The following is a 12,800-nucleotide window of genomic DNA, read 5'->3' on the forward strand; positions in this document are numbered from 1 at the left end:
GTCGGCTCAGAACGTCGTCGGCGCCGCCACGGCGCGGGTCAGGCACATCAGGCCCTTCTGCAGATCGGTCCGGCCTTCCGCGAGCCATCGCGCCGGCGAGGTCGTCACAGGGTGAACTGACGGCCCGCCGGGTTGCTGGATATGCCGATCCACGCGATCCACCAGATCGCGGAGCCGCTCGCCCTCGGCCTTGACCTCGTTGATCAGTGCCACCTCATCCGCTGTCAGGCTGCGGTATCCCGTCACCTTCGGGCCTTGCTTCTCTGCGCTCTCCATCATCACTCTCCTGCAGTCGCACGCCAGCCGGGCGCGCACGGTCACCGGCTATGCCGCGGCGGGCATCAGTTCGGCCATGTCCTGAATCGTCGGCGCATCCAGATCCGGCCAGTACGTCCGCGCGATGTAGTCCGCCATGCGCCGGTACAGCTCGTGGAACTCGCCCTCCTCCATTTCGGAAAAGGCCAGCGACCGCGGCACCCGCACCGGGATGTCGGTCTGCCCCATCAGATTCGCGATCAGCACCAGCGCCGGCCTCGCGGACTCGCCGAGGACGCGCACAACGTGGTCCGTCACCTGCGCCCACAGCCCACCGGCGCGTACCATCACCGTCTCGCAGCCGATGTCGCCCTCGATCTGGATTCGCTTGATCACCGCATGCCCGTCCAGGCCCGCGAAATCGTCGATCTGGTCCGCGCACATCAGGCCCAGGGCGTGAACAAGGCGGTTGAACTGGGGGTTGCGGGGTTTGCTCAGGTCGGCCGCCAGCACATCGCCGACACGCCAGCCCCGGCGGCGGATCATTTCGACCGACACATGGTCCGCCGGCACCAGCGCGCCCTTAATCAGCCGCAGGTGCAGCCGCGGCCTTTTACGGCGGCGCGTCAGCGTGGCCTTCGCGCCGGCCGTCATCGGTTCCGCTCCAGCCAGGCCGCAGTGTCCCGTGCGATCTTGTCGGCCATGGCTTCCTGGTGCGTACCCCGGCCGCGGTGGTACATCAGCACGCGGTTGGCATCGAGCAACCTCAGTCTCATGCGCTGACGCTTCTGGGCGGGGCTAGGCCGGGACATCGCACACCTCCTCGACCGATACCGCCATGTGCTCGGCCATGGCAACGGCGCCGCGTTGCTCACGGACGAACCGGTCGGGGCGTCCATGCTCATCCAGCCGCTCAACCGACCGCAGAAACGCAAGTGCCACGGCCCGCGCCTGCGCGCAGGTCAGCGCCGCCGCGATCTCTTGGGCGTGCGTGCGACTCATCGGGCCCTCCACAGCACTTTCGGGCTCAAGTTGCTGGTCTTGGCTGGCGCATACCCCGCCTTCGCGATCACCCCCGCCCGGGCCGCACGCTGCAGCACCCCACCCCATGCGCGACCGTCCGGCGGCGCCGGCACCTGGCCGCGGGCTGCCAGCACCACGTCCTCGGCCAGAAACTCGCCCAGGTGGCCCTGTACCCAGCCGCGCAGGAACGTCAGCGCCAGATCCGACCAGCTCGGCGAGTCCCGGTCTGCGCGATCGATAGCCCGAGCGATGCCGACATCCCGGCGGTCTCGGGCCGCATTCCAGTCCAGGGCGAGCTGTGCGTTCATGCGCGGCGCTCCAGGGCCGGCATTGCATCGCCGATACGGCTGCAGTCGGTTATCCGCACCACCGATCCGGCCGCGCCGCCGGAGGAGCGGACACGCTCACACGCGGCTCGGTCGCCAACAAACGCCAGACCGATGGCGTCCATCTGGCCGTTCACCACCGCCGAGTAGGCCGCCGGCGGAGATCGCCGCAACCGGTCGTAGGCCGTCACAAACTCCTTGCCGATCCACGTCATCTCATCGGACTCGGCCTCGGCAATCCGCATCCAGCCGCCCATCGCTTCGACCGTTGCGTGAATCAGCCAGTCATCGAACACAATCGGCCGATACTGGCCGCACCGCTTGACCGCGTTGTGGACCTTCGACCAGGCCGCGTCGGCGGCATCGCTGTTCGTGCCCTCCAGCACACGGATGACGTCAGCGGGTTTCGGTGGATGCTGGCCCACCGCCGGATCGGAGACGTGAGCAGCCAAGGCCCGTTCCACCAGCGGCAGCTCGAATCGTTCGAGCGCCTTGAACCACAGCCCCCGCGCCGCCGGTGTCAGCGGTTTTTGCTGGGCGTACAGCCCCATCACCGCATCCAGCGCCGAAGTGAACCGGTCGAAATCGTCGTGCGTCATGTCGAAAATCCCAGGAGGCGCTTGGCCTCCGCGTTGGCTACCGCGTTGGCCTCATCCGTCCCGGGCCGCAGTTGGCGCACGTTGCCGCCGCCCCGCCAGTCCCAGTCCGCGTTAAACCCCTGCCACCCGCGCTCAGCGCAGATCCGCACAGCCTCAGCGGCGGTGATCCCGGCTCGCGCTGCTTCGCGCTCCATACCCGCCCAGGCGGTTTCGGTCAGCGGCGCCCGCTTTCGCTCCCGCACCGCCAGCCAGTCACGAGCCGTCGCTTCGGGCACACCCAGCTCGGCGAGGAAGGCCTGGCCCAGCGTTGCGCGCGCGCGCTTGCGCGCCTTACCCCCGTCAGGGGGTTTCTGGTGTCTGGTGTCTGGTGTCTGGTGAGCATTGCCACCGCAATGCGTTCGCATAGCGTCCGCATCGTCACTGCCGGATGCGTTCGCATTGCCATCGCATTGCGACCGCTGTGCGCTCCACCGTGCGTTCGCACTGCGCTTCGCCTTCGACCGCTTCTCCCTGTACCGCTCGATTTCCGCATCGCACCGACGTTTGCGCCATCCGTCCGGGCAAAGCTCGAAGAACTCGCCGAGCACGTAGGCCACAGCCTCTCGCTCAGCCTTCGTTACGGCGCGCGCCAGCTTGCAGCAGTCCGCCACCTTTTCAGGCAGCGGCTTCTCTCTGTCGTAGTAGACATCCAACAATCGGTTGTAGGCACCGTCCTCCACCATCGACAGGTGGGCGGTGTTCTTCATGTAATCGCCGATGTGACGCTCGTAATAGTTCATGAGCCGACCACCCGCACCCGGATTGCGTACTCCCGCGGCTTCCCGCGCGAGTGCTCGCGCAGATTCGCCGCGCTCTGCAAACGGACTGGGAGCTGCGCTGTGAACTCAGGTGGCCCCATCAGTCCACATCCTCAAACAACCGTGTCACCGTCGCCTGATCCGCCATCGCCTCGGTGACCAACGTCACCATCGCGTCGAACACCGGCGAGCGCACACACTTCGCGGTGGTGGGCACCGCCTTCATGCCAAGGGCCGCCAGTAGGGTGGCGAACTGGGTCACTGTCAGCCGTGCCTGGTCGGAGCGCAGTCGGCTCACCGTGGAATCGTCCACCTCCAGCACCGCGGCCAGGTTCTTCAGCGGCATCGCTGCAAGGCGTTGCGAAATCAGACGCCGTGATTTGATGGCGGTTGCCTCACCGACGGGTGACAGTCCACTCATGGCGCACCTCCGCACACATTTCGAGCATCAAAAGGCGCCGGCCGGGGTTCCACGCCCGGCCGGCCAAACCCAGTGCGAGGGGAATCGCGCAGGGTGCTCTGCTCAAGTGGTTTCAGGTTCACAATCCCCCCGCTCTTCGATGAAGATGTCGGGGCGGATCTCTCGGGGTGCGACCGCAAAGTTCGTCGCAGCCGCAATGCGGTTCGACAGCTTGGCTGACGCTTGCTTGTGCCCCTTCGAAATCAGGTACAGCGTCTCGGCCGAGCACCGCGCCTTCTTCGCGGTGTCAGCGAGAACGGGGCACCGGATCGTGCCCGTCCCTCCCTTGGATACAGCGAATTCGGTCAGGTTCATGGTGGCGACATTACCGTTACGGTTATGCCGCGTCAATACCGTTTTGCTCATTTACCGAATTAGTAACGCCGCTCACCATTCCCCAGATGGACGCCACCACCGCCAGAACACTGAATATCCGTAGGCTGGTCTCTGCTTCGAACGGACCAACGGCGTTCGCCAATCGCTACGGAGGTGGGCGCTGGACACAGGCTCAGGTCAGTCAATGGGTATCCGAAGACAAGCCGAAGTCCATTGGAGGACGCCTAGCACGAGATCTCGAGGCTGAGCTTGGGCTGCTTCGAGGTGAACTCGATCAACCTCCAGCAGATGCCGTCCAGGCAGACCGGCAACCGCCCTCCAGGGGCATCAATATTCATGCTGATGTATCGCCTGATGCCGAACGGCTGATCGCCGCGATCCTCAAGGCAGATCGCGCACAATCGGTCAGCCCTGTCGCCTGGCGGCACCTCAGCGGCCTGGTTGCCGAGCTGATGGCGGGCACCTCACCGCCGGCCAAGGTGCCGACGCGCTTCCCGGCATGATTCAGTCGCTGTGGAAAGACGGGAAATACCAGGCCTGGTTAGAAACCCTGAGCACCAAGACCACCGTGGGCGTTCACCGCGCGTGGGTGAGGTGGCCGGACGGCACGACGCGAGACTCCCACTTAAAGATCGTATTCAGCACCGGCGAGCGCCCTGACCGGCACCTCGTACACGAAGCCTTGGCGTGGCTCATCGCCAATGCGTTGGACCTTCCGGTGCCGGAGCTCGCCGGCTTTCTGATTCTCAATAGCCAGCAGATCAGCCGCGCACATCCAGATCGCCCTGAGGTGGACCGCACCCTGGCTTGGGTTACCAGCACCATTGACCAGGGCCCATTGGCCATCATGCCGGGCATGGAGCAAGACGCCCACCTGACACGCGAGCTGAAGGAGTGGCAACACCTTCGCGGTTGCTGCGGCTTCGACGAGTGGCTGGGCAACACGGACCGATACCCCCGCAACCTCCTGCGCCGCGGTCCGAGTGACTTCGTGCTCATCGATCACGACAACATTACCGGCAGCGCACACTGGCTTGCTGATGCCCTACTCAACTCCCATCGGGACCAGTTCAAGAATGTCCTGCGGGAGCGATGCAGCCCAAAGCCGGGCGGCAACCCCTGCCCGGAGCGGGCATTCAGCAATGCGATGCTGGAGCACGCAACCGCTTATCCCGCCACAATCAGCAAGCTGGCGGAGGACATCTTGCTATGGCTGCATCGCCTGGTAGACGATGACACTGACGCATGGGCCATGTGCGCCTTCATCACACAACGCGCCAACCTCATCCAAGGACTGATCCGAGGGCGCTACGGGTTACTGATGTGAGAATCCTCGACGAACAGCCTTCAGGAACGATTGAGCAGTCCGCCGTCTGGTGGCCGGTACTGTTCTCACCTGAACCCGCGATGGAAGAACGGATCACGGTGGGCATCGCGATGGTCCCAACCAGTGGCAAGCCATTGTTCCGGTGCATTACTCGCTTTGATCGCGTCCGCCGGCTCCTGGGAGAAGCTGCTGCACGGAACCTCCCCTTCCTGCTGGAACACGCCACCACGCTGATAGCAAAGGGCCGTGCCCCTGACACACCACACCTTGCCTTCGGGCAGTCGCGAGAACTATGGTCAGCCGACCCGGCCAAGGCCATTGAGGACCTATTCACGCGCTTCGTACCGCTCGCGCGAGCCTTCGATGCCAGCGCACCACGCAGCGCCGCCGCAACCCCCAATCATCGATTGACCACGCAGGTCTATGCCGCGCTTCGACTCAGCGAAAACCCACGGGCAGCAGACCTCTTGATCCCGCAGAACAGTTTGCTCCGCTCATCTGAGAATCCCCCCCGGTTCCTGAACGTGCCGATACAGCACTCCGGCGGCCAAGAGTCTGCCTTTGCCACGCTGGTATCGGCACAGTCTCGCAACCCCAATACCATTGACAAAAACGTCTACCCCGCCGTGGCCGAACTTCATGCCGCGGCGCGCATTCATCACGTTCACAAGGTCGCGGTGTTTATCCTGAGGCCGGACGAAGCATCAATGCCCCCGGACCAGTACGACGAGGTCGACGAGCACATCCACCAGACCACGTTCGTCCTTCAAAACGAAGGATTGGTTGTCATGCCTGAGGTGTCTCCCGAGCTGATGGCCGGTTCGATTCAGGAGTGGGCTTTTTCGCCAACTCGCGAAGCGCGTCACTAGCCCCTTCTGCTTTCTGCTTCGCATCTGCACAGGCGGCGGTCGAACGCTCTTCCTGCTCGCGCGAGCTGAGTCCGAAAGACATGCCCGCGCCTTCAACGGTGGCTTCGACGCAGCGATTGAGATCCTGCTGTAGCGACAACGACCACGCCCCCGCGCCGAGCGAGGCAACTATGGCGCCGCCAACAATACATAGCGCCAAGCCTGTCAGTATCGTCCGCATGTCGAGCTCCGTTCCCCAGTGATCAGAATCTGCCACGCGCCGCCTCACCGGTCCAGTCATCGCAACCACCGGTCGAATGTCCACAGGCATCCTGCGGTCGCTGTTTCCTATTCGGCCTCGCCATAGAGCTGACGGCACGCATACGCGATCATCTGAGCAGCCTTCTTGCTTCCCGTTTTACCGCCTTCGCGCGCGGCACACTCTCGCCAGTTGTCATACCCCACAAGTCGCCGAATCTTTCCTGCTGCAGGCGCCTCCTCCATCGGTCCGTGACGGCTCAAACACAGCATGGCTGCCTGCTGGGCGGCGAAATCGTTCTGAACATCGCGCAGCTCCTTGAGATAGCAGTCGGCTGTGTTCGCCGCAGCCAAACAGGGCAACCCTGCCGCCAATAATACGACCGCGCTCAGTATTGAAATTCTCATTGGCCCGGCACCGGAAGAGCCGTCTTCGGATCAATGATGGGGCCGCCAGGCGCCCCGGGGAAGAATTGCCCCGTCTGGGCATTGATCGCCCCACCACCGGGCACTCGGTTGTAGATCGTGTTGGTGTAGGGATCAACGAAAGTGGGGTTTTGGTGCTGAGGCAATGGCGCGGAAAGCCTGCGACGGACTTTGGGCGGCGCCGGTGGCGGCAGCTTGGCTGCGCGGCTCTCGGCCTCGATTTGCATTGCGTTTCGGTGCGCCTCTGAGGCTCGCGCGGCTTCGGCGCGGCGGGCGCTTTCAGCACGTTCATTGAACTCCTCATAGCGCGCCCACGCAGTGAAATCCGGAGCCGTTGTCGGGGCACGTTGAACGCGCGACTGGTCTGCGGCGGCCGCGCAAGGCTTGTCCTGAAAGGAAATTCGCCCATCGGGCTGGCTGCACTTGTAGATCGACTGCGCCAGGCCACTTGTGGACCAGCACGCCATCGCGGTCACTACCAAGACTCCAATCTTCACGCTTCACTCCTGTGTTGTGAGATTCATCTTGGGGAAGCCTAACGAGCCAAGGGACTCACCACAACACCAACGAGATTTCTCCTTCTATCAGCACCTTAGCGCAGATAGTTTCATTAATTACCGTTTCGGTATTGACGCCCGTAACCATTACGGTAATGATCGCTCCATCAACACCCGATGGAGCGCCACATGGAGTACCGCCGCACAACCACCGCCAGCCGCCGGGCTGAATCGCGTCTGAGCTACCTGCATATCAGCAAGGGGCTCATCCGTAACGCGCTGGGTCAGACCATCGTCAGCCCAGCCAAGGGCGAGACCTACAAAATCGGGGCCAATGCCGCGAAGCGTGAGCGACGGGCTGCATTCCTTGGCCACATCAAGCCCGGCGTCTGGTATCGGCTGGATGAGAGCGGCGATTTCGCCGAGGCGGGTGCCGAATGAGCCGCCCCACCCTCCAGAAGCGCATCGAAGATGCCGGCTGGCTGTTCGCCTACGCCGTCATCGCCTTCACCGTCGGCCTGTCGTTCTACGGCGCATTTGTGGGTGGCTGGGGATGAGCATCGAACTCGCCCGCAACCGCCTGGTCGCCCGGTTGCTGACCGTGCGTCTCGCCCGCTCCCTCGACCACATCGACGGCCGGACCATCGTCGAAGACGCGCTGAAGGAACTGCCGAACGACGCGCTCGACGCCCTCGCCCGCGCCGCCGCAGAGCACCCCAACGACCCCGCCCGCGCGCAGCTCGCTGCCGGCGCTGTCGTCATCAACCACATCCGCCGCCACGCCACGCTCGAGATCGGCACCCACGCCATCGCCGACGAGGCAAAGCGCATCCAAGCCCAGGAGGCACCCACCCATGTTTGACATCGATCTTCCTGTGCTGCCCTTGCCGCACGCGCAGGAGGCAGACATTCCCTGCCTGGTCCAGACCGGCAGCATCGGCAACGAGCCCGTCTATTTCATGCACGACCCGGAGCGCCCGGACCGCACCGATCAGTCGCTCAGCGACTGGGGGTGGTCGGAATGAGCGCAGACAACGCCCGTGAGATCGACCCGATTACCGCCGAAAGCGGTACGGTGGCACTGCTGAATCGCGGCGAAATCGACATGCAGATCGAAACCGCCCGACGTTACCCGCGCAGCCTGAAGCGGTTCCGCGACGAAACCCTGCAGATGGTCACCCTCACCCAACAGATCGCTGGTGAGTGCATCTACAGCCTTCCGCGCGACGGCAAGGTCATCGAAGGGCCAAGTGCCCGATTCGCCGAAGTGATCGCTTCAGCTTGGGGCAACTGCAGGGCCGGGGCCCGTGTAGTCAGTGACCAGGGTGATTTCGTGACCGCGCAGGGCGTGTTCCATGACCTTGAGCGCAACGTCGCCATCACCTACGAGGTGCAGCGCCGCATCGTCGACAAGCATGGGCGACGCTTCACGGCCGACATGATCGGCGTCACCGCAAACGCCGCATGCAGCATCGGCTTGCGTAACGCCATTCTCAAAGGCGTTCCGAAAGCCTTCTGGTCGGATATGTACCAAGCCGCACGCAAGGTGGTGATGGGCGATGTTCGCACGCTCAACAACCGCCGGGCCGAGTGCTTCGAACAGTTCCAACGCTTCGGCGTCACCGAAGCCCAGATCCTCGACGTTCTCAATGTGCGCGGCAAGGAAGACATCACCATCGAACACATGGTGACCCTTGCAGGCATGTTGACCGCCATCCGTGACGGCGATAGCACGCCTGAACAGATGTTCGGCTCCGCAACCAGCGGCGAATCGCAGGCGCCATCCAAGCCGCGACTCGAAAAGCCCCCGTACACCGACGCTGCGATTAAGGCGAACAGCAACGCCTGGACCGACCTCATCGCCTCCGGCCGGCGCTCAGCAGCCGACATCGTCGCAATGGTCGAGAGCAAATCCACGCTCACCGACGCCCAGCGCAAAACCATCCTCAGCCTCGGCACCCAACAGGAGCCCGAACATGCAGACGCTTGACCTCCAGCAGGGCAGCGACGAGTGGAACGCCACTCGCGCCCGCTACAACACCGCCAGCGAGGCACCCGCCATGATGGGCGCCAGCAAGAAGACCACGCGCAACGAGCTGCTGCGCATGAAGGCCACCGGCAGCGAAAAGGAATTCAGCGACTGGGTGCGCGAAGTTCTGTTCGAGCGCGGCCACGAAATCGAGGCAGCGGCTCGCCCCTTCGCCGAAAGCCTGGTCGGCGAAGAGCTGTACCCCGCGACTGGCGTCAGCGACGACGGTAAGCGCCTATCCAGCTTCGACGGCATCACGATGGCCGGCATCGTCATCTGGGAGTGCAAGCAGTGGAACGAGGCCAAGGCCGACGACGTCCGCGCTGGCCAGATCCCCGAAGAAGACTACTGGCAGGTTGTGCAGCAGTTCGACGTCAGCAGCGCCGCCCGCTGTCTCTACATGGTCACCGACGGCACCGAGGCGGGAAGCGTCTATCTGTGGATCGAGCGCGCCAGCGTCGAAGCGGACATCGAACGCCTGCATGCCGGCTGGGCCCAGTTCAACAAGGACGTGGCCAGCTACCAGCCGCCCCAGCAGGAAGTGATCGTTGCCGGTACCGCCCCGGAAACCCTGCCCGCCCTGCGTGTCGAAATCTCAGGCCGGGTTGTTGCCTCCAATCTCGACAGCTTCCGCAGCCACGCAGTCGCCGTCATTGAGGCGATCAACACCGAGCTGGAAACCGACGAGGACTTTGCCAGCGCCGAGAAGACCGTCAAGTGGTGCAGCGATGTTGAGGATCGACTGGCCGCGACGAAGGACGCTGCCCAGTCGCAGGCCGCCGACATCGACACCGTGTTCCGCACCATGGACGAGATCAGCGCCATGGTCCGCGAAAAGCGCCTGCTGCTGAACCGCCTGGTCACCGAGCAGAAGAAGCAGCGCCGCGACAACATCCTGCTGAAGGCCCGCGAAGCCAGCGATAACCACATCGCCGAAATCAACAGCACGCTCGGCCCGCGCATCCGAATGCCCGCCGTGCCGGTGGACTTTGCCGGCGTCATGAAGGGCAAACGGACCCTGTCCAGCCTGCAGAACGCCGTCGACACCGAGCTGGCCCGCTTCAAGATCGAAGCCGACCGCATCGCCAACGGCATCCGCAAGAACTTGGAGCTGCTGCGCGCCGACGCCAAGGGCTACGAAACCCTCTTCGCCGATGCCCAGGCGCTGGTCACCAGCAAAACCCCCGAGGATCTGGCCAACCTCATCCGCGTGCGGATCACCGAGCACCGAGCCGCCGAAGAGGAAAAGCGCCGGGCCGAAGAACAGGCCAAGGCCGCTGCCGAGGACCGCGCCAAGGCCGCCGCCGCGCCGCCCCCTGCACCGATGCCCACCCAGGCCGTCGAAACCGCGAGCGCACCCGCGGCGGCCGCCCAGCCCGCAAACGAGACCGGTGGTGCGCCCGCGCCGGTCGCCGATAGTGGCCAGCGCATGAAGCTCGGCGACATCAACGCCCTGATCGCCCCGCTGTCCATCAGCGCCGACGGGCTCGCCCAGCTCGGGTTCACGCACGTCGGCCAGGAGAAGGCCGCAAAGCTCTACCGCGCCAGCGACTGGCCGCGCATCGCCGCCCGGCTGGTGCAGCACATCCAGCAGGCCGGCAGCGAAATGGCGAGGGCAGCGTAATGGCCCGCTCACTCAACCGCGCCCAGCTCATCGGCCACCTCGGCGCAGATCCTGAAATGCGCTACATGCCCAGCGGCGAAGCCGTCGCCAACCTCCGCATCGCCACAAGCGAACAGTGGAAAGACCGCGATACCGGCGAGACCAAGGAGGCAACCGAGTGGCACACCGTCGTCGCCTTCAAGAAGCTGGCCGAGATCATCGGGCAGCACCTCAAGAAGGGCGACCGCATCTTCGTCGAAGGGCAGATCAAAACCCGAAAGTGGCAGGACAAGTCCGGACAGGACCGCTACTCCACCGAGATCCGCGCCAGCGACATCGTGATGCTCGGCAGCCCCAGCGGCAATGCCCAGGGCCAGTCAACCCAGCAGCGCCCCGCCGCCACCCACACCCCCGCGCCCGCCTACGCCGGCCGTCAGAGCGACGCGCCGTTCGAGGATGACGACATCCCTTTTGATTAACGCGGTGTCGGCCACCCCGGCGCCGCGAACCAAGCAACCCACCACGGAGTAGCACTGCAATGAGCGACATCCCCAAAACCGACTTTGCCGACCTGGTCGGCGACCTGAACGGAGGCGTGCTGGAAGAGCAGTTGAACCGCGCCCTGTCTGACGTCGCAGCCAACGTCTGCACCACCGGCCAACGCGGCGAAGTCGTCCTCACCATGAAGCTGAAGCAGATCGACGACAGCAGCCAGGTATCGCTGAGCCACAAGCTCAAGTACGTGCTGCCGAAGCCCCGCGGAAAGCTGATGGAAGAGCACGAATCCGCCACCCCGCTGCATGTCGGCCGCGGCGGCAAGCTGACCATCTATCCCAACGCCCAGACCCGCATGGACATGGGCGCCGGCGCTGCTACCGGCCGGACGGATGGTGTCCGCGAGTCCGTCGACCGTACCACCGGCGAAATCACCTCCCACAAGTAAGGACACACCCATGCACATCGATACCCTCAACCGCATCGCCGAACTGGCCATCCAGGCCAGCAGGGAAAACGTGCTCGCCGAGCACACCCCCGCGCTCGTGCTCGACAACAGGATCGTCACCATCGAGCACCTGATGGAAGGCCGTAGCCGCTTCCGCGGCACGTTCACCACCACCGTGCTGTCCGAGTACGTCAGCTATCTCAAGGCAAACCCGGGTGGTGTCGGCTTCATCGACCCCAAAAAGTGCGCGGCCAGCACTTTCATCAATCTCGGTGACAAGAAGACCCCCGGCCATGCCGATTGGGTTGCCAAGCTGGATCTCGAACCCACCGCCGCCTATGCCGCGCTGCGGGGCGTCGAGGGCGTTCCGCAGTCCCAGCGTGCGCTGGCCGAGTGGATCGAGGACTGGGCATCGGTCATCACCGCCGAGAAAGATGGCGAGGCAATGCCGCTGGCCCAGGCAACTGCCGCCATCCGCAATATCTCCATCGATGCCAAGAAATCGGTCACCAGCGAAGACCGCGACTTCGGTGCCACCAAGAGCGCGCTCGAAGAAATCGAGGCCCGTGCCAAGGGCGGCATGCCGAGCCGCCTGATCTTGCGGGCGTGCCCTTACCCCGGCTTCCGGGAGCGGGAGTTTCAACTGCGGACGGCCATCATCACCGGCGATAAGCCGCACATCACGCTGCGCATCGTCGGCAAAGAAGCCCAGGCCGAAGACATCGCCACCGAGTTCAAGGCCCTGTTGCTCGAACACGTCGGCGACGCGGCAACCATGACCCTCGGCAACTTCCAGCCCTGATCAACGATCAGGCCATCCAGCGGGCCGGCGGTACGCCGTCGGCCCGCCACTGGACACCACGATGGAACCACCCGACATCCCCATGACCCGCCAAGACGCCCTATCCATCGGCCTCCTGGCCATCTTCATCGGCTTCGCGTTCGGCGCCGGGTTCATCGGCGCCGACCACCTGATCCCCGATCCCGAACGCGCCCCGATCCGCCTTGAGCACGTCGAAGTGCGCAAGTGCGCCGCCGCGCCGCGCCCCCAACCCAACACCCTGTGAGGTCGC

At 64.4% G+C, this 12,800-nt stretch carries 23 protein-coding genes; 12 read left to right on the top strand and 11 right to left on the bottom strand.

From position 1 onward, the window contains the following. Positions 1-6: 6 nt before the first annotated feature. From JN531_RS03810 to JN531_RS03845, 9 genes are all read right to left on the bottom strand, one after another. A complete protein-coding gene (locus tag JN531_RS03810) occupies positions 7-279 on the bottom strand; it encodes an Acb2/Tad1 domain-containing protein (protein ID WP_228347526.1) in 273 nt (90 codons plus the stop codon). A 45-nt stretch (positions 280-324) separates the two neighbouring features. Then, positions 325-909 carry a hypothetical protein gene (locus tag JN531_RS03815; RefSeq protein ID WP_228347527.1) on the bottom strand — a complete coding sequence of 195 codons (585 nt, stop codon included), beginning with the start codon at positions 907-909 and terminating at the stop codon, positions 325-327. Then, positions 906-1,031, bottom strand: a complete 126-nt coding sequence (locus JN531_RS17315) for a hypothetical protein (RefSeq protein ID WP_275591476.1) — start codon at positions 1,029-1,031, stop codon at positions 906-908. Before JN531_RS17315 ends, JN531_RS03815 begins: the two co-directional genes overlap by 4 nt. 22 nt (positions 1,032-1,053) lie before the next feature. Next, on the bottom strand, positions 1,054-1,257 hold the full coding sequence (locus tag JN531_RS03820) for a hypothetical protein (protein ID WP_228347528.1): 204 nt from the start codon (positions 1,255-1,257) through the stop codon (positions 1,054-1,056). Next, on the bottom strand, positions 1,254-1,586 hold the full coding sequence (locus JN531_RS03825; RefSeq protein WP_228347529.1) for a hypothetical protein: 333 nt from the start codon (positions 1,584-1,586) through the stop codon (positions 1,254-1,256). Before JN531_RS03825 ends, JN531_RS03820 begins: the two co-directional genes overlap by 4 nt. Further along, the gene (locus JN531_RS03830; protein WP_228347530.1) at positions 1,583-2,203 is read right to left on the bottom strand and encodes a DUF6475 domain-containing protein; all 621 of its coding nucleotides are present in this window, start codon (positions 2,201-2,203) and stop codon (positions 1,583-1,585) included. Before JN531_RS03830 ends, JN531_RS03825 begins: the two co-directional genes overlap by 4 nt. Further along, positions 2,200-2,982 (bottom strand): YdaU family protein, encoded by a 783-nt coding sequence (locus tag JN531_RS03835; RefSeq protein WP_228347531.1) that lies wholly within the window; start codon positions 2,980-2,982, stop codon positions 2,200-2,202. The genes JN531_RS03830 and JN531_RS03835 overlap by 4 nt, the downstream gene beginning before the upstream one ends. Before the next feature lie 118 nt (positions 2,983-3,100). Beyond that, entirely contained in the window at positions 3,101-3,421 is a 321-nt protein-coding gene (locus JN531_RS03840) for a hypothetical protein (protein WP_228347532.1), read from the bottom strand. 102 nt (positions 3,422-3,523) lie between these two features. Beyond that, positions 3,524-3,826, bottom strand: coding sequence for a helix-turn-helix domain-containing protein (locus JN531_RS03845; RefSeq protein ID WP_228347533.1), 303 nt, complete (start codon positions 3,824-3,826; stop codon positions 3,524-3,526). A 35-nt stretch (positions 3,827-3,861) separates the two neighbouring features. On the opposite strand from JN531_RS03845, the gene JN531_RS03850 reads away from it, so the two are divergent. Genes JN531_RS03850 through JN531_RS03860 form a run of 3 tightly spaced genes read left to right on the top strand, consistent with a single transcriptional unit; the run spans position 3,862 to position 5,992 of the window. Then, positions 3,862-4,299, top strand: coding sequence for a hypothetical protein (locus JN531_RS03850; RefSeq protein WP_228347534.1), 438 nt, complete (start codon positions 3,862-3,864; stop codon positions 4,297-4,299). Next, positions 4,296-5,123 carry a hypothetical protein gene (locus JN531_RS03855; RefSeq protein ID WP_228347535.1) on the top strand — a complete coding sequence of 276 codons (828 nt, stop codon included), beginning with the start codon at positions 4,296-4,298 and terminating at the stop codon, positions 5,121-5,123. Before JN531_RS03850 ends, JN531_RS03855 begins: the two co-directional genes overlap by 4 nt. Then, positions 5,120-5,992: a hypothetical protein gene (locus JN531_RS03860; protein ID WP_228347536.1), complete on the top strand. Its 873-nt coding sequence runs from the start codon at positions 5,120-5,122 to the stop codon at positions 5,990-5,992. Before JN531_RS03855 ends, JN531_RS03860 begins: the two co-directional genes overlap by 4 nt. Positions 5,993-6,319: 327 nt before the next feature. Here JN531_RS03860 and JN531_RS03865 read toward each other — a convergent pair whose 3' ends face one another. Further along, positions 6,320-6,637 (bottom strand): hypothetical protein, encoded by a 318-nt coding sequence (locus JN531_RS03865; RefSeq protein WP_228347537.1) that lies wholly within the window; start codon positions 6,635-6,637, stop codon positions 6,320-6,322. Next, on the bottom strand, positions 6,634-7,152 hold the full coding sequence (locus JN531_RS03870) for a DUF4124 domain-containing protein (protein WP_228347538.1): 519 nt from the start codon (positions 7,150-7,152) through the stop codon (positions 6,634-6,636). Before JN531_RS03870 ends, JN531_RS03865 begins: the two co-directional genes overlap by 4 nt. A 189-nt stretch (positions 7,153-7,341) precedes the next feature. Between JN531_RS03870 and JN531_RS03875 the strand changes: the two genes are divergently transcribed. The 9 genes from JN531_RS03875 to JN531_RS03915 all read left to right on the top strand — a co-directional run bounded on the left by JN531_RS03875 (position 7,342) and on the right by JN531_RS03915 (position 12,794). Further along, positions 7,342-7,593 carry a hypothetical protein gene (locus JN531_RS03875; protein ID WP_228347539.1) on the top strand — a complete coding sequence of 84 codons (252 nt, stop codon included), beginning with the start codon at positions 7,342-7,344 and terminating at the stop codon, positions 7,591-7,593. A 112-nt stretch (positions 7,594-7,705) separates the two neighbouring features. Continuing rightward, positions 7,706-8,014 (top strand): hypothetical protein, encoded by a 309-nt coding sequence (locus tag JN531_RS03880; protein ID WP_228347540.1) that lies wholly within the window; start codon positions 7,706-7,708, stop codon positions 8,012-8,014. Further along, a complete protein-coding gene (locus JN531_RS03885) occupies positions 8,007-8,177 on the top strand; it encodes a hypothetical protein (RefSeq protein WP_228347541.1) in 171 nt (56 codons plus the stop codon). Before JN531_RS03880 ends, JN531_RS03885 begins: the two co-directional genes overlap by 8 nt. Next, positions 8,174-9,142: a hypothetical protein gene (locus tag JN531_RS03890; RefSeq protein WP_228347542.1), complete on the top strand. Its 969-nt coding sequence runs from the start codon at positions 8,174-8,176 to the stop codon at positions 9,140-9,142. The genes JN531_RS03885 and JN531_RS03890 overlap by 4 nt, the downstream gene beginning before the upstream one ends. Next, on the top strand, positions 9,129-10,805 hold the full coding sequence (locus JN531_RS03895; RefSeq protein ID WP_228347543.1) for a YqaJ viral recombinase family protein: 1,677 nt from the start codon (positions 9,129-9,131) through the stop codon (positions 10,803-10,805). The genes JN531_RS03890 and JN531_RS03895 overlap by 14 nt, the downstream gene beginning before the upstream one ends. Continuing rightward, positions 10,805-11,263, top strand: a complete 459-nt coding sequence (locus JN531_RS03900) for a single-stranded DNA-binding protein (protein WP_228347544.1) — start codon at positions 10,805-10,807, stop codon at positions 11,261-11,263. The genes JN531_RS03895 and JN531_RS03900 overlap by 1 nt, the downstream gene beginning before the upstream one ends. 59 nt (positions 11,264-11,322) lie before the next feature. Then, a complete protein-coding gene (locus JN531_RS03905) occupies positions 11,323-11,727 on the top strand; it encodes a YfdP family phage-associated protein (protein ID WP_228347545.1) in 405 nt (134 codons plus the stop codon). Between the two features lie 10 nt (positions 11,728-11,737). Then, the gene (locus JN531_RS03910; RefSeq protein ID WP_228347546.1) at positions 11,738-12,529 is read left to right on the top strand and encodes a DUF2303 family protein; all 792 of its coding nucleotides are present in this window, start codon (positions 11,738-11,740) and stop codon (positions 12,527-12,529) included. Positions 12,530-12,590: 61 nt separating this feature from the next. Next, positions 12,591-12,794 carry a hypothetical protein gene (locus tag JN531_RS03915; protein WP_228347547.1) on the top strand — a complete coding sequence of 68 codons (204 nt, stop codon included), beginning with the start codon at positions 12,591-12,593 and terminating at the stop codon, positions 12,792-12,794. Positions 12,795-12,800: the final 6 nt, after the last annotated feature.

The sequence above is a fragment of the Flagellatimonas centrodinii genome, assembly GCF_016918765.2.
GTDB classification, from domain to species: Bacteria; Pseudomonadota; Gammaproteobacteria; order Nevskiales; family Nevskiaceae; genus Polycyclovorans; species Polycyclovorans centrodinii.